Below are 25413 nucleotides of genomic sequence, written 5' to 3'. Positions count from 1 at the left end.
CGTCCATTGCACCGGGGGATATTAGAATTTACAGGATTTTCAGTGTTGGAGCCCCATGTTGTCTACGGACCTGCACGACTGCCAGCGGATGATCTCGAGCGCGAGATCGAGAGATGGCGAATACGATTATCTCAAATAGAGATGGAAGATCAAATCCACGTTGGGAATTATTAAATAACTGTATCGGGATTTAGGATAAAAGATTTGTCATATTCCAATGCAGTAATTTTTAATAAGTATATGCTATAAATGGAATCCATTCATACTACATCAAAAACAATATTTTATATTTGAGTTACGCAGTAAATCAACAAATCAGGCATGGAACCATTAAAAGAAATGTTTAATCTTCCGTTTTATCAGCATTTTGCAGCTATATTTACCGATGCTGATCGAAACTTCAATACAGATGCTTTTTTAAAAGATGTAACAGAAAATCTGGATAAGCTGGAACTGAACGGCCGGCTTCGCAATACCTCCGTCACCTTGAAAAAATACCTGTCTGCCAACTTTAACACTGCCATTGATACACTCTACAGCGCTGCACCTAAGTTAAGAAGAGGTTATACGGCATTGGTACTACCAGATTTTGTAGCCCGTTATGGCAAAGAACATTTTGATCTTTCCATTCAGGCACTCAAAGATTTCACCTCACTTGGATCTTCCGAATTCGCTATCAGGGAATTTCTGAAAACAGACTTTGACAAAACGTTGAAAATAATGCAGCATTGGGCTGAAGATAAAAATGAGCACGTAAGGAGGTTGGCGTCAGAAGGTTCAAGACCACGTTTGCCCTGGTCATTTAAAATGGAACGGATCATAAAAGATCCGTCGCTTACTACGGACATCCTGGAAAAACTAAAGGCCGATGAAGTTCCTTATGTTCGCAAATCGGTAGCAAACCATCTGAATGATATTTCTAAAGACAATCCCGGCTATATGCTGCAACTCGTTAAAACCTGGGATGGCACAAATGCACATACACGCTGGATCATCAAACACGCCAGCCGGACGCTTATAAAAAAAGGCGATCAGGATTCCCTGTCCGTATTTAATTTTGAAAAAGATGTGCAGCTGCACATCGATAACTTTAATATCAGTTCGCATCATGTTCAATTGGGAGAGGGACTGCAAATTGGGTTTGCGGTAAAAAGTTTAAAAGACACTTCGCAAAAGCTGGTTATCGATTATGCGGTTCATTATGTAAAGGCTTCAGGAGAAAAGTCAAAAAAGGTTTTTAAACTTAAGGAATTGACTTTGTTGCCAGGTCAAATTACGCAAATATCTAAAAGACAATTATTTAAAGACATGACCACCCGTAAACACTATGCGGGCACACATGCGATAGATATAATAATAAATGGAAAGGTTTTCGGAAGTATAGAATTTGATCTTATTGTTTAATAATGGCAAAACGCTGGTTCGAACGCTATCCCTACAATAACTAGATTCACGGGCAGATATCGTATTTCCAACATCCTCTTTGTTCCTGCAATGATACACCGATGTAGTTAACTTTGCCCGATGAATTTCTTAAATATCTGTAGAATATTACGCTTTAATGATTATGGTAATTTACAGGACAGATATCTTTACCAAAGTATCAGCGATGCTCAAATGGATTTTCTTAAAATAGACAATATTAATTTTGATGGGATACGGCGAATTCAAACCTTCAGAACAACTTAAGTCCTATATTGACACCTATTGGCTTTTGCAAAACGATTCATTGGTTAGGCCATCGGAGCGACGAATTTTCGCTGACGGCTGTATGGAAATTTTCATCAACGCCGGAAAAACGAAACCCGTTATAAATCACGTAACAGAACTGTTGCCCGGAAAGATATATCTTGCAGGCACAATGACCTGTTCAAACATTATTACAAGTATTCCTGATTCTGTTTTTGTAGGTATCAGGTTTAAGCCAGCAGGGTTTTCTGCATTTTATAAAGTGGCTGCAGAAGAGCTGGTTGATAAAATTGCCGAGTTTCCGGATCAGGAACTTTTGAGTATTATTGATCTGGATGAAGGATTGGTTGAAAGATTAGATCGTTTTTTTACCGGCAAGATCAGAACCATATCATTCGGACTAATTCCCTTAACGCAAACCATTGTACAATCCAAGGGGCTGATCACAGTCGATTATCTTGCCAGCGTACATAATATGACAACCCGGACTATGGAGCGGTCGTTTAAAAGGGAGATCGGGATTTCCCCGAAGCTATTTATCGGAATAATTAAGTTTATTCATGTGAGTAAGCGGATCAAAAACAATAATGGTAAAGACAGCTTGCTTCGTATTGCATATGAGCAGGGATACTACGATCATGCTCATTTAACCAAAGAAGTTAAGAGATATACGGGGCTTAATCCTTCAGAAATTGGCCTTAAGAATAGGCACCTTTAAAGATAGACTAAACTTCTTCCTCCCATTATCCCATGATCACCAATTAATTACAACCGAAATTTTTAGGTATCTTCTTTACGTACATACTGTTTTCTATTACTTTACAAAAATGGTGATATGCCTATTGATTGCCAACAGGATAAAAGATATCTCATATGCGAGAGACCAGATCAAATGTAATTTTGTCGTTTTTTTACAAAATGAGAAGATTGTCCGCAGGTATTTTTGCATGATAGGAACTCACGTAGATAAACGTGAATTAAAAAAAAAGTATGCAACCAATAACATCGATTTCCAATAAATTAATAGAACTGCTGCGAAACCAGGATTTCATAGGAGCCTATCAGGATCTTTTCAGCGGTGATGCCGAGAGTTTTGACCCCTTAAACCCTCACCCAAGTCCTTTAAAAGGATTAGCTAAATTAGTAGAGCGGGAAAAACAATTTCTGTCAAAAGTGTCCATTTTAAATATAGATGTTTCCGAGGCTATTCACGCCGGAAATTATTTCACAATCAGGCTTTTCATGCAATTCAGATTAAATGAAAAAGAGATGTTCATAGATGAACTTTGCATCTACAAAGTTGCAGACGGTAAAATTATAAAACAGCAATTTCTTTGTTGATAAGTTACTGACCGGGCCCTAAAACTTCTTAGAATGGTTCATGTTAGGCTTCGTCCCGAATGTTTAGATGCTCTTTCAATTTGACAAATCGGTGATTACTCATTGGGCAAATCCTGTTAGCTTTAATTATGGAAAATATGTCTACACTCGAACAGCTTAAATGTCCCATTGGGACTTTTATTAAAAGAGAGGAATACAGTGCAGAGGAAATAAGTAAAATGATCGAGGATATCGCAAAGGTCAGTTCATAAGATCCAGGAAAATCTTCAATTGTCATAGCTACTAATTTATTGATATAATGTAAAAATTTACGTGAGTATCCTTTTACATAAATCAAGAATTTTCGGTTAACGCAGTGCACCACTTAAAATAGTCTATAACTGTGAAATCGTGTTGAGCAAAGAAACACCTGAGCTAAATAAACAGCAATATTCTACCGATAAATACGATCCCCACCCTGCGATGACCAATAATTCTGCATTCTTAGAACGGGCATAGCGTCTTTTTCGCTTCCTCAGCGGAAATTATGCAGCCCGTGAAAAGATATGCTTAATTATTATCCGTAATACTGAACTAACATTTACTTTTCTCCAACATTGAAATCAGGATCATTTCATTTTGCGCACGCACCAGGTAGTCATACACCTCAGATTTTGAACGTTAGTGGTTTTGATGGGTTCGTGAAGTTCTCCCCCAATTTTTTTGGTGAGTCTGAGCAGCATCTCCTGGTTCACCAGAAAGCGTTCCGATCCATCGGGCAAGATATACCTGCCGTTCCCAATAAACCTGACCAAGGATTCGATCCCAATTTCTGAGGCTAGCCTACAGAAAAAATATCCGCCCGGTTTCAGCACGCCCCACATAGAGTTCAGCATCGCTTCAAAATGACTGAGGTTTTCTGCAAAATGTAATACAGCACTGCTGATAACCAGATCAAAGGTTTCATTTTCAAAGGGCAGCTCTTCTACCGAAGCTACCTGAAAGTTCTCTTCCGGATCAACCTGGGAAAATGAGCCTGCGAGATTCCTCAACTGTGCGATGGCTTCCTGGTTTTGATCTACACCAAAAACATTTGCTCCGCTCTTCAACAGATACAGCAGGTTTCTGCCTGTTCCACAACCGGCATCTAAGATCATATCACAATCGTCGTAAGTGCCTTTAAGTATCTGATCAAATAAGTAAATGTCAATATTTCCGAAAGTGTCCTGAATGTGTTGTTTTTTCATCTCCGGGCAAAGATAGCCACAAGGCAGCTTACATTAAAACGTTATTAAGTCCCCTCATTTCGTCAGAAATCTCTTTTAATATAATCTCAACATTTAATATCAACGAAACCAGGAATTTAAATTCTCAACAGCTTGAGCCCAGATTTAATTATATTAGAGCTACTTTAATTATTTAATATGCTAATGATGTTTTTAAATCTGGGGCCGGGAGAGATCATAATCATACCTCTGCTTTGTTTGTTAATATTTTTCATATTTGAAAGGATCGGGAATTATGGTAAAGATACTGCGCTCGGATATTGGGGCTCAATATTGTTAGCAGTAACTGTATCGCCCGTAGCTGCTTTCCTGATTATTTTATTTATCAAAGGACGACGGGACTCCGTCTAATCGAATTTACAATTAATATTAAAAAACTATTAACGCTATTACTTGTAATCATAATTTAAAGTCAATGACCTAAACAACAATGCATTTACCAACAGTTCCCTGATAGGCCAACCCTATATCATTGTCTTTTCTGCTACCTGGTGCGGCCCATGCCAGGAACAACTGCCAATGTTGAAACAATTATATGAAACCTATAAGCAAAAAGGGTTAAAAGTTATCTATTTCAACGATGATGACAATGTAATCCGATGGAAAGAGCATGTATCAAAAAATAAACTTACCTGGATAAATGTATCGGAAAGGCTGAAGCCCGCAAAAAGCAAGATCCCAAGATCTTTTGGCGTGTACTCAATACCTACATGTCTTGTAGTGAATAAAAAAGGAACAATCATTTATAATTCAGATCAATCAGACCCAGGTTTAAATCATATAGAAAATTTCATAAGGAAAGCCATTAACAACTAATAGTCCCATATCCCTCCCCGCATTTGACCAATAATTATGCATCCTGCGAACGGGCTGCATAATTATTATCGCTGCTTTATTTTTTTTGATTTTAAGCAAAACTTTCTGATTCCGTGATGGTTACTTAGCATACATCTACTACAGTTAACTATGGAACACAACAACGAAATCATCAGCGACCTTAAAGGGCTGATCAACTTTCTAAACGACGGGAAAGAAGGATACAATTCTGCCAGTGAAACCACTGAAGATCTGGAACTGAAAGGCTTGTTCTTGAACTTCGCCGTGCAGCGCGGGCTATACGCAGACGAACTCAAAACACATCTTGAGCAGCATGGCGGTGAATCAGATAATGAAAGCGGCGGCTTACTTGGCGCATTGCACCGCACTTGGATAGACATCAGGCAAGCCTTTAGCAGTAAAGAGGATTCAGCGATCTTAAACGCCATCGAGACCGGTGAAGAGGCCGCCATCGAAAAATTTGAAGCCGCCATTAACAACCCCTCTACCCATGCAGATCACGTTGACCTGCTGCAAAGGCAAGTAACGGGCATCCGCGAAGCATTGAGCCAGATCCGCGGTTACAATGAACGCTTAAAAGTTACTCAGTCATGAAAACCGGTACAGTAAAATTCTTCAATTCGGAAAAAGGCTTTGGGTTCATTACAGCAGATGACGGCTTAGAGATATTTGTACACATCTCGGGAATAGGTGAAGAGATCAGGCAAAATGACCGTGTGGAATACGATGAGCAGGAAGGAAAAAAGGGACTGAACGCCGTGAAGGTCAAACGCATCATCTAAAACAAAATAAAGAAAATCAATATGGGATTTATTAAACACGCCATTATCGGCATCGCAATTTACGAAGGACTAAAATACCTGACCCGTCAGGATGAATTTGGCAGGACCAAACTAGACGAGCTCAAAGAACGTGCGCCAGAATGGCTGGATAAAGCAAAAGAAATAAAAGAAGACATCCAGGAAGGCAGAATGCCCCAGGGTCTATAACCAAAAAGCCTTTATTAGGCTACAAATTAAAACTCCCTAAATAAGTGCTATTGGCAATCTGTTTTCTGTCTTGAGCAATAAAGGAGATGTAAACCTCCATATGCGCATTGAGCAAATCCGGAGGCAACATCAATTGCGCCTCCGCAGATAACCGGCTAGGGCCATATAACAAATACTCTGCTTTTTCCAGCCTAGGGAAATAAGCGAGTAATATCACCTGATCATTTGGTCTTGACCAGTCCAGATCAGGAGGGCAAACCCAACTAAAACTTAAGCCCTCTGCGGTCAGTTCAGCAATTGGATGCATTGCCTTTCCAATTTTACCCTCAGTAACCAATACCTTTTCATAAACCATAGTTGCATTGGGATAAGCGCCCGTTACGGCATGTAGTTTATTGTAAGATACCGCCATGTTATATGGCGTGCAGCTCGTACCCTTTGCTTTGATATGGAATCCAACACTGATCAATTCTTTCAGCGGCCTCAAAAAACTTACCACAGCCTCCATTTCGTTCCGGTTCTGCAGTTGTGCAGCTGTAGGCGGTACCGTACTTTTACCCACACTGCGCACCACCTGCCTGCCTTTTACCTCATAAAATATCAGGTTACCAAGTTTACCTTTATAATTCCCGAAAAAACCATTTCTATACGTTGCCATAATCTGTATGTTTTGTTGTTAAACCATTCCTAGATACCTGCTATTGCTAACCTCTTTACCATTCGCACTCGCAAAACTCATATACACATGCAAGGCAGAACCTATCAAGCCAACCGGTAACTCCAACTCAAATTGCAAAGCTCCTCTGTTAACCGCCCCCTCAAAGATCACGGTCAGTTGCTTATTGGCACAGTACACTACAAAGCTTGCCCTGTCCGAATACTGGTTCAGCTGCGATTGTCTATGCGGCAACCAACTGATGATTAACTTATCCGTAGCCAGGGAAACCGATGGAGAATTTGGCCCTGCGAGACAACCCCTGCTGTAGGCCAGCTTAGCAAAATCAATACTAAAATCCGGTGAAACACCAGTGACGATGTTTCTGTAGTTGTACTTAACCGCAGCATTAAACGCATTACGATGCTTCACATTGGCAAAACCCACAGCAATCAAACGTTTAAATCGTTTTAGAAAATTAGCCACCATTGCAAATTTTAGTTGCTGATCTAGCTGTGCCTTTGTTTTCTGCCTGGAGTTTCTGTGCTGAACAGCGGAAATTACATTACGTTTCCTGAACAACCTGCCTACTAAAGGGCCTGTCCTGTTCTCAAAGTTACCGAACACTCCGTTTCTTAAAATTCCCATAATGTTTGTTGTTTTTCGTCATCTCCACGATAGGAGAGATCTCTTGATTGGGCATAGTTCAAGAGATCCCGCACTACGCATCAAGACGACGGGTTAAATATTACAACCAATCACTATACTTTGCAATGCTCCGTTTGTGCCTTGCCTTCCTCATCACCGCATCCCCTTCCCTGCTTCCCGCAACATTGGTATTCCCCTCGATCGAAAAAATCAGACTTCCCTGCACCCTTTCGATAATCCCACAATGTCCAATTCTGCCAAGTAAAGGAAAGTAAATCCCGATAAGCATTCCGGGCAAACCATCTCTGGCTAACCTTGACACCGGAAACAAACCCGGGCTCCAGGCGGTTCTTGGTTTTACTAAACCTGCTTGTCCGAAGCACCATGAGCAAAACGCGCTACACCAAGGCGCAGCCTTTTTAAAACCCACGTAAGCAAGATACTCACGGATTCTTGGACCACTATTGTGACCAGATTCCCTAACACCGATTTCTTTTCTGGCGATACCGATGACTGCTGAACGATTTTTTTCTTTGTCATAACTGTATTTGTTAAAGGTTATAAAATTGCCGCCAGGCACGTTGTCCCGGCCAATAATAACAAGGCATAAGATGCCCATACAAAACTTAATTGCTGCCATTGCTGTAATTCTTTAAAGTGTAAAACCATTGCATCAATTGGCGGATAACCCATCCTGATCAAAAACCGGTTAAACAACCACCAGCTCATCTCTAACAAGAGCAGGTAAGTGATCAAACCCAATACTACCAATAAAGGGATACTCTGGTTAATCCCGGCACTCATTTCCGGGCTGCTAAAAAACAGCGTTACCCCCGCCCACAACACCAATAAAATACCCATCAAATGATGCTCTTTTTTTGCCTGCATCATGCCACGCAGGAAAAACATTCCCCTGCTAATTATTAACTCTTTCATCTTTTCTAATTTAAATCTGTTAGATAAAAAGGCTGCGCTGCAGCACAGCCTTAATTTTAAACTACGGTAAACTCGCCGATGTAAAACGAATCACTCGCCATCTTACCATTAGCCGATACAAACGATATGTACGCGTGAACATCATCCCCGCTAAAATCGCCTGGCACCAGCAAATTGTAAGTCAGGGCCGAGCGTGCAGCTGCACCCACCAGCGTAACAAACTGGCCCTTTACAGGATTATAAACCACCAATGTGGCCATATCCGTAGGCGCACCAATTCCTGTAGCCAAAGTAGCCAACCAGTTAAACTGAATGGTATCAGCTACAGCAGTCACCACTTCAGCGTTGTAAGCACCACTCAACTGCCCCTTGCTGTAAACCAGTGCCGGATAGTCTATCAGGTAGTTTGGCGCTACGCCTGTCACCGCATTCGCATAATTATCTACAAAACAAGCATTAAATGCCGTCTGCGTTTCCTTATGCGAATTCTGGTACCCCACCCTGATCAGCGGCGTTAACCGCCTTAAAAAACTCACCACCGTTTTAAACTTGGTCCGCATGTTAAGCTGAGTTACCGAAGGTGGATTTTGCGAAGGGTGAGGGATAGCAGTGATCACGTTTTGCCCATTTACCCAATGTCCTACCAGTGGGCCCGTCTGGTTTTGGAAACCGCCGAAAGCGCCCCAATGTTGAATTCCCATGATCTAACATTTTATTGTAAAACAATCTGTTAATTATACCACCTGCATCCCCTTTTCACCTCCCTGGCCCTTCCTTGAAAAGCCCGGTTACTCTGGCACCAGATGGTACATCAAACGTAATTCAATAATGTTCAAATACCTAACAGTGAACTCATTATGTCGTGGTTTGGCACAATTTTGTCACAGTTTGGCACAAAACAATCCAAATTGATGCAACTTACATAACAAATTGAAAATCTATACCTTGCATTTGTCCTTAACATTTAGCAGATTGCATAAGGATTATATCAACAATTCTAAACACAAATCCCATTTACTACGATCTTGAGTTAATATGTGGTTTTATGAAATAATATTTTAAACTTTGGATTAACCAGATAAACCAACACGCTGCTCTATTATGATAAACCTTCCAGAATTAATGCTGCTTTTCAGTATGTCGCATATAATATCTTTCATAACTTCTGTTATACCAGTAGATACGCGGAATGATTCTGGAGTGATTTATCAGGCTTATGCATTCAAAAATTTCCCAGACGTAATAAGAGAAATCACATCAGTATTTCATTTTAATTATTAATAAAATATATAACGAGAAAATCAGCCGTTATATCCCTACCAGAATATATTACAGATTATTATTTCCACTGATAAAATAAACTGGTTTTGAGGATTCTGAAATCCTGAAAGTGAGGTTGATCCGGGGGCCGACAGCCCTGGCTGTTTTAGGAATGTGATGCTCATAGTACTCCTGCATGGTCTCGCCCATTAACAATAAGCTTCCATGGGTTAAAGGGATATCCAGCCCTGAGATTTTTTTATTGGATTTATGACGAACCTTAAAGATCCTGGTGTCCCCAAATGTCACCGAAGCAATATGATGTTGTTTACCATCGGCCGGCAGATTGTCGCTGTGCCAGGCTACTGAATCTTTTCCATCCCTGTAAAGGTTTAACAATACCCGGTCAAAATGAATTTCTGTGACAATTTCCACAGCTGCTTTAATTTCCAGTAACAACGGAGTCCATGGATATCCATTTTCTCCGCCATAATAAGCGGTCAGCCGGGGATCAGGAATCACCTTCTCATACATCCTTCGGATGCGCTGCTGCCAGGGAATCTCATTTAAAAGAGTATTGTAGTAATTGCTGGCTTGCCGTCTGTCAAAAAAATGCTGCCATAACCGCAACTCGGTATCAGGCAATGCAAAGTCGGTATAGCGCTTTATACCGCCGTCAAATAATTCCGTTTCTGCAAATAACTTCATTATACAAATATAAAAATTTTGTTAAAAACTAAAAATATTAGTACAATAGAGTTTTACAAGTAGCAAATTAAGATTGATTGTCAACAAAATGAGCTGAATTTTCCATATTTCATTTTTTACTAACATTTTTAGCATTATGTTTGTTGTGTAATTAATATGTTAAATAACAGTTATTAGTTTAAGGGGGATAATCATGGATGCTAAAAAGGAAATACTGGTCAAACTGCAGCAGGACATTCTGCTCTGGCAGGGCTTTAAGCCCCAGGCAGCAGGCAAGGCAGAGCAGGTTGGGCTTGGCGAAATCGAGCAGGCATTTCCAGGCGGCGTATTCCCCAAACGGGCCATCCATGAGTTTATCACCGTTTTACCCGAAGATGCAGCAGCCAGCGATGGTTTCATAGCCGGTTTATTGGCTATCCTGATGCAGAACGGGGCGGCCTGTGTATGGATCAGTACTGCAAGACGGTTATTTCCCGCTTCACTCAGCACTTTTAATGTAGCGCCCGAGCGGATCATTTTTATGGACGTAAAAACGGAAAAGGATGCGCTTTGGATCACCGAAGAAGCCTTGAAATGCGAGGGCTTAGCCGCAGTGGTAGCAGAACTGAATAACCTGAGTTTAATTGAGTCCCGCAGGTTACAGCTTGCTGTAGAAGAAAGTGGGGTTACCGGTTTTATATTGCGAAAAGATGCCAGCAAAGCTGTCAGTACCGTAGCAACAGCACGATGGAAGATCAGTCCTTTGCGTACAGAAAATATAGATGGGATGCCAGGCCTGGGTTTCCCGCGCTGGCAGGTGGAGCTGTTAAAAGTCCGGAACGGTAACCCGGGCAGCTGGATATTGGAATGGGCCGGTGAATGTTTTGAACAGGTTGCCCCAGTGGTTCAAGAAACAGTTTGGTCTGAACAGGAGGACAGGCAAGTTGGATAGGTATCATGCAAAAACGTTTTGTTTCCATATGGTTTCGCCAGCTGCTGGCAAACTGGCAGCTCATCCGCCGCCCGGAACTGGCTGAAGTGCCATTTGTTTTTGCAGCGCCCGACCATGGGCGAATGATGATCACCGCGGTGAATCCGCTTGCTGCTGCATCTGGTGTGGAGCCCGGTATGCGGGCGGCAGATGCAAAAGCGATTTGCCCGGGACTGGAAGTGCTGGACGATAAGCCAGGCCGCCCCCGAAATTTACTCCGGGGTCTTGGAGAGTGGTGCGTTAGGTATTCCCCAATTGTGGCCATTGACGAATTTGGAATGGATGGCCTGTTGATGGATGTAAGTGGCTGTAGTCCGAGGATCTGGATACAGAATTAGATAAGTGGTTATATGCCCTAAAGCACCTAACAGAATTTACTAAACGTCCAGAATATTTATCCGGCCCTGAATTTGATCAGTTATTTAACCTGGCTAAGTATGCCAATCTAACAAAACAGGAACGAGCGATGTACAATGCAAGTTTAAAGCACAAGTGGGACAATAAGAATGTGTTGGATTACGCAGTGGAAACTGCTGAACAGGAAGGTGAAGCCAAGGGAAAACATAAACAAGCAATCGAAATGGCTTTAGGAATGATAGCTGATAATCAACCTATTGAAAAGATAGCTAAATATACCAAGCTATCCATCAAGGAAATCCAATCCCTTTAAAACCCTTACCCTTGGTCAAGCCTATAAAAGATCCAGATAATCCACTCTTTTCGCTAACCGCACCAGCACAAAGAGCCCTATTACAATACAGCAATACGAGTTTGAAGCATTAGTGGGATAATAAAAACGTACTCGATTACGCTGATAAAACTGCAGAACAAAAAGCAGATCAAGTAGCTCGTGAAGAAGAACGCGCTAAAGCCTTGGAAGAAAAAAAAGAAATGGCTCTAGTGCAATGCCCCCAAAAAGTTAGACACTTTTTTGGGGGCATTGCAAAAACGCAGCTCTTTCTTTTAATTAAATCCCCACCCTGCAATTTGACCAATAATTCTGCATTCTTAGAACGGGCATAGCGTCTTTTTCGCATCTTCAGCGGAAATTATGCAGCCCGTGAAAAGATATGGTTAATTATTATCCGTAATGCTAATTAACATTTGCTTTATCGCGTCCACTACCTTCCCATCCATCCCCCATCAACTGTTATAATAGTCCCATGAACATAATCAGAAGCACTTGAAGCTAAAAATAAGGCAACTCCTTTGAAATCTTCCGGCTTGCCCCATCGGCCTGCCGGTATTCTGGATAAGATCGCTTCACTCCGGGCCGGATCGTTACGTAGAGCCTCTGTATTGTCTGTACTGATGTAACCAGGGGCAATAGCATTCACATTCACACCCGAAGCAGCCCACTCATTTGCCAAAGCTTTTGTTAAAGATCCGATTGCTCCCTTGCTGGCCGCATATCCGGGAACAGTTACTCCTCCCTGAAAAGTGAGTAACGAGGCAGTAAAAATAATCTTACCTCCTCCGCTTTTCACCATTTCCTTGCCAAACTCCCGGCTAATGATAAATTGCGCATTCAGGTTCACATCGATTACTTCATCCCAATATTTATCAGGATGTTCAGCAGCCGGTGTACGTAAGATGGTACCGGCATTGTTAAACAAAATGTTTACGGACTGATTTTCTCTTTTAACCTGTTCGATAAAGCTGTAAACGCTACTACGATCTGAAAAATCGCACTGATAGGCTTTAAAATTACGTCCCAGATTGGCTACTTCCTGCTCAACAATACTTCCCGATAATTCAAGTGTTGCCGAAACGCCGATAACATCAGCACCCGCTTCTGCTAAAGCAACCGCAATTGCTTTACCTATTCCACGTTTACATCCCGTTACGAGCGCAGTTTTACCCTTTAGGTCAAATAAATTCATCATTTTTCTGTTTATATGGATCTAATTACATTTAATTAAACATTTCATCATCTCCGGGTTGTTATCAATCTCTTCAAATACCTCCTGTATTTGTTCAATTGGCGCAACCCTCGAAATCAATTGTTGAAGAGGCAGCTTCCCAGACTCCGCTATGCGGATTGCCTCTTCAAAATCCTCCGGCTCATAAACCCTTACCCCGATTAGTTTAAGTTCCCGCCAAAAAACACGGAACAGATCTATGGGTTTAGGCTCACTATGTATAGCAACCATTACAATCCTGCCCCGCGCACGGATAATTTCGGTCATTACATCTGTTGTTGCCTTAACCCCCGCAACTTCAAAAACCACATCTGCCATAGCTCCTTGCGTAAATTCATGAACGGCGATAACCATATCCGACTGAACAGGATTAATAACGGTTAAACCTAAAGCCTCGGCCATAGCCTTCCTGTTTTCATTAGGTTCAGACAGCAACACCCTTGCGCCCTTGTGTTGGGCAACTAAAGCAACCAATACCCCAATAGGCCCACCGCCCAGAACAACAGCAGTTTCTCCAGGAACCAACCCGCTCAGCCGTACATCATGGCAGGCCACAGCAAGAGGTTCTATGAGGGCTCCCAACTGAAGGGACAAGTTTGCCGGTAATTTATGCAAGGCATAAGCAGGCACATTCCAATAACTCTGCATAGCCCCGGGCGTATCAATCCCAATAAACTTCAGGTTTTTACCAATATGGCCCTGACCATTATCAGAGGGATCTTCCAGTCCGGGCTTTAATGGTCGCACCGCAACAAAATCGCCCACCTTGAATCCGGTTACATCGGATGCCATCTCAGTGATTTCACCAGATACTTCATGGCCAATAACCTGTGGGATGGATACCCGTTTATCCATGTTTCCATGATAAATATGCACATCTGTACCACATACCCCGCAATAGGCCACCTTGATGCGGACAGTCCCCGGTTCAACCGGTTGGAATACACTTTTATGTACCACAAAACTTTTATTTCCATTGTAAAATGCTGCTTTCATCATATGATAATATTTAAATTTCAGACATAACGATTCCATGCCGCACCATGCGGCTTTTAAATTTTTTGGGATTATATTTTTTATTTATTTGTTGATTACATTGTTTGCTCGTCAATCAGCCGCTCAACCAATTGCAGCATATTGCCTTCGGGATCGTAAAATGTACGCACCTGCCCGCCTCCAACAGCATTGATAATTTCACCACCCCATTCAACATTCTTTGAATCCAAATACTCAATTGCATTGTGAATATTTTTCACCCTTAGTGCAAGATGTGACCATCCAGGCGTCCATGTAGTGCGCTCAGGTCTTGGGTTCGCATCCACTGGCATAATTTCCAAAAGGCTATTGTCTGGGGCAAGTAATATCCAGACCGGCTTTTCATGCCTGAAATATTTAACATAGCCCAGCACCTCACAATACCAGTTGGCCAGTTGGTCCACATCGCGGGCGGCTATTGCCGGATGATCTAAGCCAGTCAATCCCAGCGTAAACTCATGATTTATTTTATTTTCCATAGCAACGGATAATTATTCACTAAAAATATCCTCCTCTTGCCACAACTTCAGTAGGTTTTAGCCCGTTGTTTACCATATCCTTTATTTCATCTTCTTTGACCAGGATCTTTTCAGCAGCTAGCAGCACTTCATAAGCAATAGCCTTAGGAATAGAGATCACCCCGTCAATATCCCCAAATATCCAATCGCCAGGTTCAACAATAACTTCTCCCAGCAAAACCGGTTTCTGGTAATAATACATGCGGAAACGTCCCAGCATACCTGTATTCGCTTTGTATTGATGGAATACTGGAAACTTTTGCTCCAGAATAGCTGTCGTATCCCGGATTCCATTCACCAGCGCCCCCCTGCAGCCTGCACGGATAGCGGCCATAGTCATCACTTCGCCCCATTGCGAGGTTACGGCGTCGCCGGTACAATCCCATATCACTACCGAATCCGGATGTAGGGCTTCAAGCATTTCTGCACGCATTTCAAATTCTCCATCAGTTGTAATGTCTGGTCCGCCTTTTATCGTAAAAGCCATTCCGGTCATTTTCATTTCTTCACGCAGTGGTGCAAAACAGGCAGGTAAACTGGTGGCCTGCATCTTATAATTAAACCTCAGCACATCATTAATAGCGCCGGAAAAAAGCTTCAGGTATCTTTCTCTCATTTCGCTTATCGAAATCGGATACCCTGCAATACCATTTTTTTGATCTTCCATCATTATCATCCTGCTAAAAATTTAATATTATCAAAGTTCAGTTCTCTGATCACAACATACTCGGGCTGGTTAAGTACAAATGCAATTACATTTGCCACGTCTTCGACCTTCAGAAACTTCTCACGCGGAACCTTTCTATCCCCCCAATAGTTGCTGTCTACAGGTCCGGGATTTACTTCAGTAACCTTGATACCCAATTTTAAAACCTGATCAGCAAAGCCGCTGCTCAAACCTCTTGCACCAAATTTTGATGCGCAGTATATCGGGGCAGTTGGATTGGTACGCTGTCCGGCCATAGAAATCAGTGTGACGATATGCCCTTTCCCTTTGGGTTTCATAATCTTCATGGCTTCTCTGCAACAAAGGAATACCCCCCGCATATTCGTATTGAGCATTTTGTCATAGGTAGCCAAATCTGTTTCCGTCAGATCCGGTGTGGGAGTACCCAATCCGGCATTGTTAACAAGAATGTCTACCGTACCAAAAACAGCGATACATTTCTCAAATGCAGCGATCACCTCTTTTTCATTACCTACATCTCCACTATAGGCTGCGTAGGTTGATGATTCAATGATCTCCTGGCCAGCTCGCCGGCTCATATTAAACACCTTTGCACCTTGCTGTTGTAACAGTTTACTCGTGGCCGCCCCTATTCCAGACGATCCTCCGGTAATAAACACCACTTTATCTTTAAGCTCATTCATCGGTTATATCTTTTCTTTTGTAAATGATTTTTCTTTGTAATTGCTGCCATTATTCAGCCGCCACATTATAAATGCCAGCACAGCACAAATGACTCCCGCTGTAAAGGAGAAACGGCCACTGGTCATCTGAATAGATGGTATACTCATTACCACAAATAGTAATCCGGTTACAGCCAGGGCAACTGCATATAAGCGGTTCATTGACCGTTGAAAGCCCCAGTCTTCTTTCGGTTTTTCATCTTCCCTTAACGGTGTGGACAGCTTCAGGAAAAATTTGTTTATCTTCTCTTTATAAATTATATTGCTTTTACCAATAAGTCCAGACAAAAGAAATACAGCGATACAAACCACAATTTCAATCAAAGTGGCGATCTCCCAGGAAATTGATGGATTAGCATTTAAAATTAAACCTAAGATCACACCAATTACCAATGTAGCCAGCGCACCCCATGGGCGTGGCTGCTTTAATGCAATGCCAAGCACTAGCGGTATCGTCATTGGAATTGCGAACAAACCTGTAAAAAGCTTGTTGGCCTCAAATGCTCCGCCAAATCCGCCTACATATAGGGCACCTACGGTAATAAAGGCCCCCAATACAAAGGTCATGATCCTACCCACCCAGAGTAATTCTTTATCGGTGGCATTTTTATTGAATAACCGCTGGTAAATGTCCTTAGTCAAAACTCCTGCGGTAACATTGTACTCACCACTTAAAACAGACATCGTTGCCGCAAACATGGCTGCGATCATTAAGCCCATGATTCCTTTAGGTAATAATTCCAGGCAAACACTAACATAGGCCATTTCCGGGTTCTGCAGATTGGGTACAATTACCCTTGCCGCGAGCGAGGGAAAAAGAAATATAACAGGAAAGATAAAAAAGAAAACGGCGGTAAGTATGGCTTGTTTCTGGCTGGCTTTTTCATCGCGCACACTATAGAAGCGCTGAATAAATGTCCAGTTCCCACTGTATTTTACCAGGATCATAAAATAGTAAACCATCAGAAAAACCGGCGTTCCTTTAGCGCCGTTAAACCAGTTAAAATGAGCTGGAATAGTATTGATAATGTTTTGAAATCCTCCGGCTGCGTCGATGGTCAACGGTACCAGGATTAAAGTCGCAACGATAAGAATGATAAATTGCACCACATCTGTAATTACTACCGCCCACAACCCACCGATAACCGTATATAACGCAACAATAACCCCGCAGATCAGTATACAGGAGCCCAGGCTAAGATCAGTTGCAGCCTGAAGAAATAAGCCGAGGGCATACAATCTGACCATATTATCCAGTATTTTAAACAGTACACCACCCCATGAAAATATTTGCCTTACCGGTGCGTTGAACCTTACTTCCAGGTATTCCATCGGCGTGATGACGCCTGCCCTTCTCCATCGCTTCGCAAAAAAGAAGGCACCGATCAATGTAGGCAGTACAGTACTCCAGATTAATGTTAATGCAACTATTCCATCGCTATAAGCGATACCTGCATAGGCAACAAAGATAAAAGTGCTGAACTTCGTCATAAAGTTACTGATCGCACCCGAAATCCATGGGATCGCATTTCCCCCTTTAAAATAATCGCCTATGTTTTTAATGTACTTTCCAAGGAATATACCGATCCCTGCCATTAATAACATGTAAATGGCTATTGCAGCGTAATCAAGTGTTTGCAGTTTATTCATGATGCAACTCAGGCTTCTGTTAAAGATGGAACATTACAAACATGTAAAGATTCGGGACTAAAGTGATAAGGACCTTCAAAACCTGTATCGCCAAGCATTTTTGCGATTAAGGCTATAGACAGCGGGTAAAACCAGGAACCAAGCATAATATGTGTACGATTTGGGTCTTCATCCCTTAATTCTGCCGTGGCAGCTTGCATTCCCGCTTTCCAGATCCAGTGCGGCCGCGGCTTCCAATCTTTAGGAATGCTATCCTTACGGTGCAACAGCCATCCCCTGCCTTCCGGATCTTCATGCATAAGCGCATGTTCCAGGTACGCTCTGGCGGCTTTTTCCAGGTCACCTTTACGGTAATCAGAGAGCTCGGCAAGATTCGCCATCATATAGGCCCCGTCAAAATCCGGACAATCAGAGCCACCTGGCCAGAATGAGCCATCAGCTAACTGGCATTTTAATGTCGAATCAATATTCCTTTCTACTGCTCTTAAGGGCCATCCCTGTGCAAAATAGATCGGCGTTACATGTATCGTCCCGAAGAGCCCGTTAGGCAGGTCCGCCCCGAATTGGGTTCCCCAAAATCCAGTTTCCTCATCCAGCTGTTCTTCCAGTGCACGGTACATACCGTCTTTCATCAATTGATCAATCTCTCCCATGCCATACCAGTCGCGCATGGCAAACAAAACAGTAGCACAAGCCAGCACCTGGTTACCGGCAGCCCATGAATTGGACCAATCGTATTTTTTAACCCAGTTGTATAGTGCCTCTGCATTAAGCAATGGCTCCATAAAACTGAATTCATGATCCGGTTTTACACCAAGTAACCTTAAAGCCCAGATATTACCCCTGGTATAATGCCAGAAGGGTTCCATTTCATCAATGGTTATGCTGCGATTGAAATCACCTTTAGCAGACGAGAAATATCCCTGTGCTGTCTGCCTGCCCAGAAAGTTTTCTGCCCAGGTTTGCTTATGCTTTTCGGGCAGCTTATCTAATTCTCCGAACAAATCAAGTACGTGGGCCGCATGATAGGAACCATAAAAACTTTCACCTTTTCCTGCTTCCTTACTATATATGCCTGGTCTGTCACCAATTTTCATTTGAGCGACGAAATTCAGGGCGCTTGCTTTGATTCTTTTAAATCCTATTGTATTTGATGGTTGCATTTTAGTAAATTAATAAAGGGAATTAAACGTTAAACAAATATATAATATTATTATATAAAATAAAAACTCAATATTATAATAGTAAATACTAATTTTATACTATTCCATAGCTATCCTGGCAGAAAGGGAATCTATCTTTAATTTTGGTTTTATCCCCTTCACACTGCTTACTCGCTGAAATATAATATGATCGCTACGCCTGACATCAATCACTGCATGCTCTGGCAGCTGGATATTTTTAAAAACAAGATTTCTGGTATAGCTATTTTTATGTTCAAATCCATCAATATAGATTACAGTTCCAGTTGAATCTGCTTTGCTCATATCCAAATCCCTGAATTCAAAATCTTTAAAATAAGGCAGCATAGGTGCCGGAGCACCGTCATTATTATAAGGAAGAGCGGAGAAAATAGTAATTTTACGTAATTCACTATCACGCACAATTACCTGCTCTACAAATCCACCCCGTTCTTTAGTTCCCTTTATCTGAAGGCCGAAAATTAAATTTCCAGCTTTACAATGACGTACCAGTATATTTTTGATCCCTCCCGATATTTCACTGCCAATTGAGATCCCATGTCCCTTAACAAACTCACAATGGGTAATCTGAATGTTTTGAGAGGGTTTCGCAATAAAATATCCTTCTGGATTCTTCCCGGATTTTATGGCAATACAATCATCATTGGTCCAAAACTTACAATTAAATATATACGAATCGGTAGAAGAATCTGGATCAATACCATCACCGTTTTCTACAAAGCTGCTTATCGTCAGTCCCTGGCAGGTAATTTTGCTACTGTATACATAGTGAATGGTCCAGCACGGTGATTCTTCAATTTTAAGACCCTCTATATTGACATTTTTACAGTTTAGCAGACTAATCAGCCTTCCTCTGCTTCTCATGCCATTGCGGCTGATCATTGCTTTTGCCAGCCGCTCTCCGCCTCCGCTAATTGTTCCCAACCCACTGATCGAAAGGTTTTCGAGAGAAATTCGACCATCTTTATTCATAGTACCTGCATTGATCAGGCTTGCAAAAGTGTTCATTTCCCAGCCTTCAAACCGGTTGTATACGAACGGTTCATAGTCTTTTGGATCTATACTTCCTTTTAATCTACCCCCTTTTTCAATATATAATGTCATGTTGCTTTTAAGGAACAGGGCTCCGGTTTTAAAATCTCCAGCCGGAACATAGACAATGCCCCCATCCTCACATGCATTAACCGCATTTTGAATAGCAGCCGTGTTTAAAGTCAGCCCACCAGCTTTGGCCCCATAGTTTAAAATATTAATTATCTTTCCTTTTTTTCTGGTTGTAAACTTCAGTAGGTTGCTTGTCGTTATCGTCCGGCCCTGCCTGTTTTTTCCAGTTACACGAACTGTATAAACAGTTAATGGTTTAAGGTCCTTTAACTTTGAATTGGTTATGCTGGATTTTACCACTTTTTTGCCATTAACAAAAATGGTGTATTCATTAACATCCTTATCAATGTCATCCCATAACAGCGTAACAGATTGGTGCGTTATTGTTGCCGGAGCAATCATCAGCACATGCCTGTCCTTACCGGCTGAATAGGCATTGCTTGCCAAAAAGCCAAGTATTCCAGGAATAAACAGGAATTTATAATATAATTTTTTCATCATTCTATTTTTCAGGATCAATACGGCATGTCCAGCCACCACCTGGGGCCATCTCAATAGCAAGGGTGTCCCCATGCTTCAGCTTTTTACGGCTGATCTGATAATCGCTCCCAACCCGCGCAGCATTAATACCATCACCTATGATCTCTGCTGAATACGACTTACCAGAAGTTAAAAAATCTAATTTTAAAACCAGATCTTTCGGATTCCAGCCTGTCATCGCTCCAATAAACCAGGTATCATTTTTTCGGCGGGCAACAGCCACATAACTTCCTATTTCACTAATTAACGGTACTGTCTCATCCCATACTGTAGGTACGGCAGCTATAAAACTTAATATTTTGGGCTCTTTCTCATAGGCAGACGGCGCATCCGAAATCATCTGGAGGGGGGCATAATATACCGTATACATGGCCAGTTGGTGTGCAAGCGTGCCCTGGCTCATTGGTCGGTCAAAAATCTGTTTCCAATCTGCTTTGTTGTAATTTTGCATTGCGCCTGGTGTATAATCCATTCCGCCTGCAAACATTCTGATGAAAGGGATGGTAACATCATGGTCAGGCGAGGTACCTGCAGTATCAAACTTATTCCATTCCAGCCCCTTAACCCCTTCCACATTTATATTATTAGGATATGTTCTGGCCATCCCTGTTGGGTGATATGCACCATGGTAATTGACCAGCAATTTTCTCTTTGCAGTCTCTTTTAATAGTCGCTCATGAAACTCTACCACTACCTGGTCATCGCGGTCCATAAAATCAACCTTTAAACCTGCCACTCCCCAATGCTGAAAAACGTCAAGCGCCTCAATCATTTGCTTGTCCAGCACGTGCCATACGCACCAAAGTATAATACCGACATTTTTTTTCCGGGCATATTCCATCAACGCCTTGATGTCCAGGTTATCGGCAAGCTTCATAAGATTGTATTGGTTGCTCCAGCCCTCATCCAGATTGATGTATTCTATCTTATTGGCGGCTGCAAAATCTATCAGGTGTTTATAGGTTTCAGTATTAAAACCTGTTTTAAAATTCACTCCTGTAAGATTTAGTGAATTCCACCAATCCCAAACCACTTTACCAGGTTTAATCCACGAACTGGTGCCTATTCTGGATTCCGACGCCAGAAGATAAACAAGCTGATTGCTCAGAATATTCTTGTCATTTGATTCAAAAGCTACAATGCGCCATGGAAAACTTCTTTTGCCATTTGTTTTTGCAATGAATTTCTCAGTTTCTACTACATTAAGGTTAAAGTTCTTATAACCGCCTTCTACAACTTTTTTCGGATATGCGGCATGTTCTCCTATTAGCAAATTGGCTTTATCCGATGATTTAACTGTTAAACAAGGAAAATTGAGTACGTCAGATTCATGAATAAGGATATTCGTCTGGTCGTTGCTTTTAACTAACAAGGGCAGGCTTGAATAATCGGGTTTTAGTTGATCAGACAGTTGCTGCAATCTGTAGTTACTTTCCGACAATGAAGGATGAAAATAAGCTTTATAATTATCAGCAAAAGCAAATTCACTTTTTTCTGATAAAATCAGCACCTCTTTATCTATATTTGAGGTAAACCGGTATGCAAAACCCTCATTATACAGTCGGAATAAAACCGAATAATTCCCTTTACATTTAACTTCTAATTCTTTGTAATTTTCTTTAATCTGGCTTGCTATCCCATAAATGGGATAAATCACTTTATTTACGATGTTGATTTTTGTGGATAGGATAGTTACATTTTGTCCAAATACAACTCCGGCATCCAATGTTAAGGAAATCCGCGACGGCTTTAGGTATTGTTTATTTTTATAAAAAAGTTCATAGCTTATGGTGTTGCCAACAGTAATTTTAGTCCTGATTTGCTGGTTTGGTGATTGCAGGATGAAATCCTTTGTTTTACCGGAAGAAATTCCAGAAAAAAATAACAAGGAAATTATTGTGAAAAATTTGTACATCTTTTGGTTTATTTGAGTTGCCGTATTAATTAGACTGTATTTAATGTATTACTTCTTTAAAAATTGGAGTCCAGTTGTCTAGCCGGATCTGCTTACCTTTTATTTCCAGTTGAACCACATTACCCTGACTATCTCTTAAATTTCCTCTGGCACCATTTTCCGGACCTGTTGTTGTACCATTATTGCCATACCAAATTGCATACCCGGGTTTAACTTTTTCGGTAAGCATTATTTTTACCTGATTATTCTTTAATAAAGATACATTGTGAATGGCCACTGGCTTTTCCTTTTCATCCACCACTGAAAAACCATAATTTCCTGGATTACTTACATTTTTTTCATCAAAAAGCAATGGTGGTACCGGAACATGAAACTGAAGCAGCACTTCCTTATTTTTGTAGCTGATCTCTTTTACATAAATTGGCCGCCAGTCTGCACCATCAACGATCATTCTTTTAGCGGCAATGCCATGGTTTGCCCCATTCCATTTGCTTCCCGAATTTGATAAATGCACGTGATCAGTATAAAAAGGTAACTGGTAAGTTGTATTAGACATCGTAATGTTGGGGTTCGATTTTGCCAGTTCATATTGCGCATTTGCGATCTGGATATAGTTTTTGGTTTTACGCACAAGATGAGAAACGGTTTGATACAAGATCAGTTTAACCGTGTTGGATTGCCCGGTTACAGACTTTATAAAAATATCCGCCAGTTGCTGAAACGCTATCAGCTCATTTTTATAAACATCCGATGGGGTGCGGAGATCAATATCCCGCTCCCCCTGGTTCCAAAGAATACAAGGAACGTTGTAAACTTTACCCATTGCTATAGCCTGTTTCTGCCCTTCAACGATATCTTTTTTAAACCGTTCCAGATATGTACCATCAGTAGTTAAACTTTGAACTGAAGTGGAGCCTTGTGCAGGTGATGAAATTAAAAGCGTAATATCCCGTTTTTCGAATTTTTTCTCATCCGCATTGTAGGAAAACTTATTTTCCTTTATCAATAGATCAATAAAAGTTTCTGAAAAACCCGAAGCAGGCGTCTCAGCCAGGCGTGCTCCTCCCGCAGGAGAAATAGAAATTTTTTCGACCAGCGGTGCTAAGCCATCATAAAAGGTTCCCAGAGGCTGATCATATCCAGACCTAATGCCCCCTTTAAACATAAGGGTATTAAATTTTTGTTGGGTGGTAAGTAAAGGTACAGAACTTGTGCCCAGCATAAGACTTTGACCGTACATGATGATATGGTACATTACAGGCTTCTCTTGTGCATGGGATACGTTGATGAACAAACCAAGTAAAGTAATGGCAGAAATATATTTTTTGATCATTGTTGAAAAATTAAGAACTATGTAAGTACTGTTAAACATGATTTTATAACTAATTCCCCAATACCGATGACCGTTCCGCAATTAATACAGGAAAATCTGTTACAGGTAATTTCAGAAATACGATTTTATCCGCATCCCGCTTAACATTCATTGCTGGTATCTCGTAAATCTTACCGCTTAAAAGGTCTACATATACTGGTTTTTTAAATCTGCAGGCAGAAACGGAGATATCCGCAAGCTTGATTTTTTGCTCGTCTGAAGGGCGCTCCCTGCTAAGTACAATTGACAAAGTCTGCGTGCCATTTTTTTGATTCGTATAGCGCTGAATGCTTATGCTATCTGGAATATTAGTGGTGATTTTTGAGCTGGAGTTTAAAATCAAATGGTCATCAAAAATTGATGTAACATGTTGCATTGCATAATAAGCCGGTTTAGCATAAGCTATGGTTTTATCCGGATTTGCCCTCAGCAAACCTTTGCTATTTGTTTTTCCGTTGTAGCCAATCATATCTGAAATCTGAAAAATACTGGAAAGTTCCAGGTTCTGCGACCTGTCGTTCATCATTCTTCGCAGAATGTACTTGGCCTGAGAAAGCTCGGACCAATTGTATTCTCTCAGTCCTCCTGATGAATTTCCTGTTGACGGGCAACCGCTTTCGCCCTGCCAAAATTTTATTGATTTTGAATACTTGCCAGTCATCACTTTAAAACTCATCAGGTCTTCAGGCATTTTTTCCGGAACCGGAGCATAATAATGAAACGTAATCGCATCCACAAGACCGAGTTTCTTTTTCCCGGCCATATAACTTAAAAATTGCTCAGCGTAGGTCTTATACATAAAACCACCAGTTGTAAGTGCCAAAGCTATCAGTTTAGCTTTCGGCTGTATAAAACGTATGATTTCTCCTGTCCGTACATAAAAATCACCATACTCAGCAGCGGGGGTTTGATCACCCTGATGGTCAACCTCATTCCATATTTCCCATTCGTCGATGCGGTCCTTATACCTGTTTATGAGTGCGGCAAGCCAAATATCCCAGGCCTTCCGGGCCTCTGCTGATGAAGGTAAAGGCGAACCTATAGCAGCGGTGCCACCTCCTTCATATATTTTATTTCCGTAACCGATTTGCATCCATGGTTTTACACCCTGAGCGATTGCATCATTTACCACTGAATCCAGCCACAACCAGTTATAAATGCCTTTAATGGTTTCAGTTTTTGCCCATCCGCTTTGTAACCTGATCCGTTTTGCACCTAATGGTCCGAGATAGCGTTTGTAGCTGTTATAATTAGCATAGTCTCTGTCCAGGGTCTCGCCACCAACAGACCAAATGGATGATTTAATGCTATTTGCACTTCTGGGTTTAATTTTGCCCAATAATTTAAACGGAATCACTAAGCCAGAATTTACTTCCTGTGCGTAGGTTTTATTGCATAGAGAAGTCAAAAAGCAGTATAGTATCAGGCATGATATTTTATTCATAAT

At 41.4% G+C, this 25413-nt stretch carries 27 protein-coding genes and 2 pseudogenes; 11 read left to right on the top strand and 18 right to left on the bottom strand.

What is annotated here, in order from left to right; all coding sequences use genetic code 11:
* Positions 1-321: 321 nt before the first annotated feature.
* From HDC92_RS24080 to HDC92_RS24070, 3 genes are all read left to right on the top strand, one after another.
* Positions 322-1404: a DNA alkylation repair protein gene (locus tag HDC92_RS24080; protein ID WP_183877435.1), complete on the top strand. Its 1083-nt coding sequence runs from the start codon at positions 322-324 to the stop codon at positions 1402-1404.
* A 247-nt stretch (positions 1405-1651) separates the two neighbouring features.
* Complete coding sequence (locus tag HDC92_RS24075; RefSeq protein WP_183877434.1) at positions 1652-2407, top strand: helix-turn-helix domain-containing protein; 756 nt, start codon at positions 1652-1654, stop codon at positions 2405-2407.
* A gap of 272 nt (positions 2408-2679) precedes the next feature.
* Entirely contained in the window at positions 2680-3030 is a 351-nt protein-coding gene (locus tag HDC92_RS24070; RefSeq protein ID WP_183877433.1) for a nuclear transport factor 2 family protein, read from the top strand.
* Positions 3031-3638: 608 nt separating this feature from the next.
* Here HDC92_RS24070 and HDC92_RS24065 read toward each other — a convergent pair.
* Positions 3639-4256 (bottom strand): class I SAM-dependent methyltransferase, encoded by a 618-nt coding sequence (locus HDC92_RS24065; protein WP_183877432.1) that lies wholly within the window; start codon positions 4254-4256, stop codon positions 3639-3641.
* A 456-nt stretch (positions 4257-4712) separates the two neighbouring features.
* On the opposite strand from HDC92_RS24065, the pseudogene HDC92_RS25405 reads away from it, so the two are divergent.
* From HDC92_RS25405 to HDC92_RS24045, 4 genes and pseudogenes are all read left to right on the top strand, one after another.
* Positions 4713-5111 (top strand): annotated as a pseudogene (locus tag HDC92_RS25405) (TlpA family protein disulfide reductase); the annotation flags it as partial.
* Between the two features lie 150 nt (positions 5112-5261).
* Positions 5262-5726, top strand: coding sequence for a ferritin-like domain-containing protein (locus tag HDC92_RS24055; RefSeq protein WP_183877431.1), 465 nt, complete (start codon positions 5262-5264; stop codon positions 5724-5726).
* Complete coding sequence (locus HDC92_RS24050) at positions 5723-5914, top strand: cold-shock protein (protein WP_183877430.1); 192 nt, start codon at positions 5723-5725, stop codon at positions 5912-5914. The genes HDC92_RS24055 and HDC92_RS24050 overlap by 4 nt, the downstream gene beginning before the upstream one ends.
* A gap of 21 nt (positions 5915-5935) precedes the next feature.
* Entirely contained in the window at positions 5936-6121 is a 186-nt protein-coding gene (locus tag HDC92_RS24045; protein ID WP_183877429.1) for a YtxH domain-containing protein, read from the top strand.
* A 19-nt stretch (positions 6122-6140) separates the two neighbouring features.
* Here the strand turns inward: HDC92_RS24045 and HDC92_RS24040 are convergent, their stop codons facing one another.
* The 6 genes from HDC92_RS24040 to HDC92_RS24015 all read right to left on the bottom strand — a co-directional run bounded on the left by HDC92_RS24040 (position 6141) and on the right by HDC92_RS24015 (position 10328).
* Positions 6141-6779, bottom strand: coding sequence for a DUF6266 family protein (locus HDC92_RS24040; protein WP_183877428.1), 639 nt, complete (start codon positions 6777-6779; stop codon positions 6141-6143).
* 18 nt (positions 6780-6797) lie between these two features.
* Positions 6798-7424: a DUF6266 family protein gene (locus HDC92_RS24035; protein WP_183877427.1), complete on the bottom strand. Its 627-nt coding sequence runs from the start codon at positions 7422-7424 to the stop codon at positions 6798-6800.
* A 100-nt stretch (positions 7425-7524) separates the two neighbouring features.
* Complete coding sequence (locus tag HDC92_RS24030; RefSeq protein ID WP_221271010.1) at positions 7525-8064, bottom strand: C40 family peptidase; 540 nt, start codon at positions 8062-8064, stop codon at positions 7525-7527.
* Positions 7983-8360, bottom strand: a complete 378-nt coding sequence (locus HDC92_RS24025) for a hypothetical protein (protein ID WP_183877426.1) — start codon at positions 8358-8360, stop codon at positions 7983-7985. Before HDC92_RS24025 ends, HDC92_RS24030 begins: the two co-directional genes overlap by 82 nt.
* Before the next feature lie 56 nt (positions 8361-8416).
* A complete protein-coding gene (locus tag HDC92_RS24020; protein WP_183877425.1) occupies positions 8417-9061 on the bottom strand; it encodes a DUF6266 family protein in 645 nt (214 codons plus the stop codon).
* Between the two features lie 628 nt (positions 9062-9689).
* Positions 9690-10328 carry an alpha-ketoglutarate-dependent dioxygenase AlkB family protein gene (locus HDC92_RS24015; RefSeq protein ID WP_183877424.1) on the bottom strand — a complete coding sequence of 213 codons (639 nt, stop codon included), beginning with the start codon at positions 10326-10328 and terminating at the stop codon, positions 9690-9692.
* Between the two features lie 193 nt (positions 10329-10521).
* Here HDC92_RS24015 and HDC92_RS24010 point away from each other — a divergent pair, with 193 nt between their 5' ends.
* From HDC92_RS24010 to HDC92_RS25285, 4 genes and pseudogenes are all read left to right on the top strand, one after another.
* Entirely contained in the window at positions 10522-11259 is a 738-nt protein-coding gene (locus HDC92_RS24010) for an ImuA family protein (RefSeq protein WP_183877423.1), read from the top strand.
* A gap of 5 nt (positions 11260-11264) precedes the next feature.
* Entirely contained in the window at positions 11265-11636 is a 372-nt protein-coding gene (locus HDC92_RS24005) for a hypothetical protein (protein ID WP_183877422.1), read from the top strand.
* A pseudogene (locus tag HDC92_RS25290) lies at positions 11621-11761 on the top strand (PD-(D/E)XK nuclease family transposase); the annotation flags it as partial. The gene HDC92_RS24005 and the pseudogene HDC92_RS25290, both read left to right, overlap by 16 nt.
* Positions 11762-11764: 3 nt before the next feature.
* Positions 11765-11968 carry a hypothetical protein gene (locus HDC92_RS25285; RefSeq protein WP_255484667.1) on the top strand — a complete coding sequence of 68 codons (204 nt, stop codon included), beginning with the start codon at positions 11765-11767 and terminating at the stop codon, positions 11966-11968.
* 451 nt (positions 11969-12419) lie between these two features.
* Here the strand turns inward: HDC92_RS25285 and HDC92_RS23995 are convergent, their stop codons facing one another.
* From HDC92_RS23995 to HDC92_RS23945, 11 genes are all read right to left on the bottom strand, one after another.
* Entirely contained in the window at positions 12420-13184 is a 765-nt protein-coding gene (locus HDC92_RS23995) for an SDR family oxidoreductase (RefSeq protein WP_183877421.1), read from the bottom strand.
* Between the two features lie 18 nt (positions 13185-13202).
* Positions 13203-14219, bottom strand: coding sequence for a zinc-dependent alcohol dehydrogenase (locus HDC92_RS23990; RefSeq protein ID WP_221271009.1), 1017 nt, complete (start codon positions 14217-14219; stop codon positions 13203-13205).
* A gap of 92 nt (positions 14220-14311) precedes the next feature.
* Entirely contained in the window at positions 14312-14734 is a 423-nt protein-coding gene (locus HDC92_RS23985) for a VOC family protein (protein ID WP_183877420.1), read from the bottom strand.
* Between the two features lie 19 nt (positions 14735-14753).
* Positions 14754-15443 (bottom strand): RraA family protein, encoded by a 690-nt coding sequence (locus tag HDC92_RS23980; protein WP_183877419.1) that lies wholly within the window; start codon positions 15441-15443, stop codon positions 14754-14756.
* A 2-nt stretch (positions 15444-15445) separates the two neighbouring features.
* Entirely contained in the window at positions 15446-16144 is a 699-nt protein-coding gene (locus HDC92_RS23975; protein ID WP_183877418.1) for an SDR family oxidoreductase, read from the bottom strand.
* A gap of 3 nt (positions 16145-16147) precedes the next feature.
* The gene (locus HDC92_RS23970) at positions 16148-17833 is read right to left on the bottom strand and encodes a sodium:solute symporter family protein (RefSeq protein ID WP_183877417.1); all 1686 of its coding nucleotides are present in this window, start codon (positions 17831-17833) and stop codon (positions 16148-16150) included.
* Between the two features lie 8 nt (positions 17834-17841).
* Positions 17842-18996 carry a hypothetical protein gene (locus tag HDC92_RS23965; RefSeq protein WP_183877416.1) on the bottom strand — a complete coding sequence of 385 codons (1155 nt, stop codon included), beginning with the start codon at positions 18994-18996 and terminating at the stop codon, positions 17842-17844.
* 99 nt (positions 18997-19095) lie between these two features.
* On the bottom strand, positions 19096-20640 hold the full coding sequence (locus HDC92_RS23960; protein ID WP_183877415.1) for a glycosyl hydrolase family 28 protein: 1545 nt from the start codon (positions 20638-20640) through the stop codon (positions 19096-19098).
* A gap of 1 nt (position 20641) precedes the next feature.
* On the bottom strand, positions 20642-22594 hold the full coding sequence (locus HDC92_RS23955; RefSeq protein WP_183877414.1) for a glycoside hydrolase family 97 protein: 1953 nt from the start codon (positions 22592-22594) through the stop codon (positions 20642-20644).
* A 40-nt stretch (positions 22595-22634) separates the two neighbouring features.
* Positions 22635-23927, bottom strand: a complete 1293-nt coding sequence (locus HDC92_RS23950) for a sialate O-acetylesterase (RefSeq protein WP_183877413.1) — start codon at positions 23925-23927, stop codon at positions 22635-22637.
* Positions 23928-23976: 49 nt separating this feature from the next.
* Entirely contained in the window at positions 23977-25410 is a 1434-nt protein-coding gene (locus HDC92_RS23945) for a hypothetical protein (protein WP_183877412.1), read from the bottom strand.
* Positions 25411-25413 lie beyond the last annotated feature (3 nt).

This window comes from Pedobacter sp. AK017 (assembly GCF_014200825.1).
GTDB classification, from domain to species: Bacteria; Bacteroidota; Bacteroidia; order Sphingobacteriales; family Sphingobacteriaceae; genus Pedobacter; species Pedobacter heparinus.
This window is presented reverse-complemented; position numbering and strand designations above follow the sequence as displayed.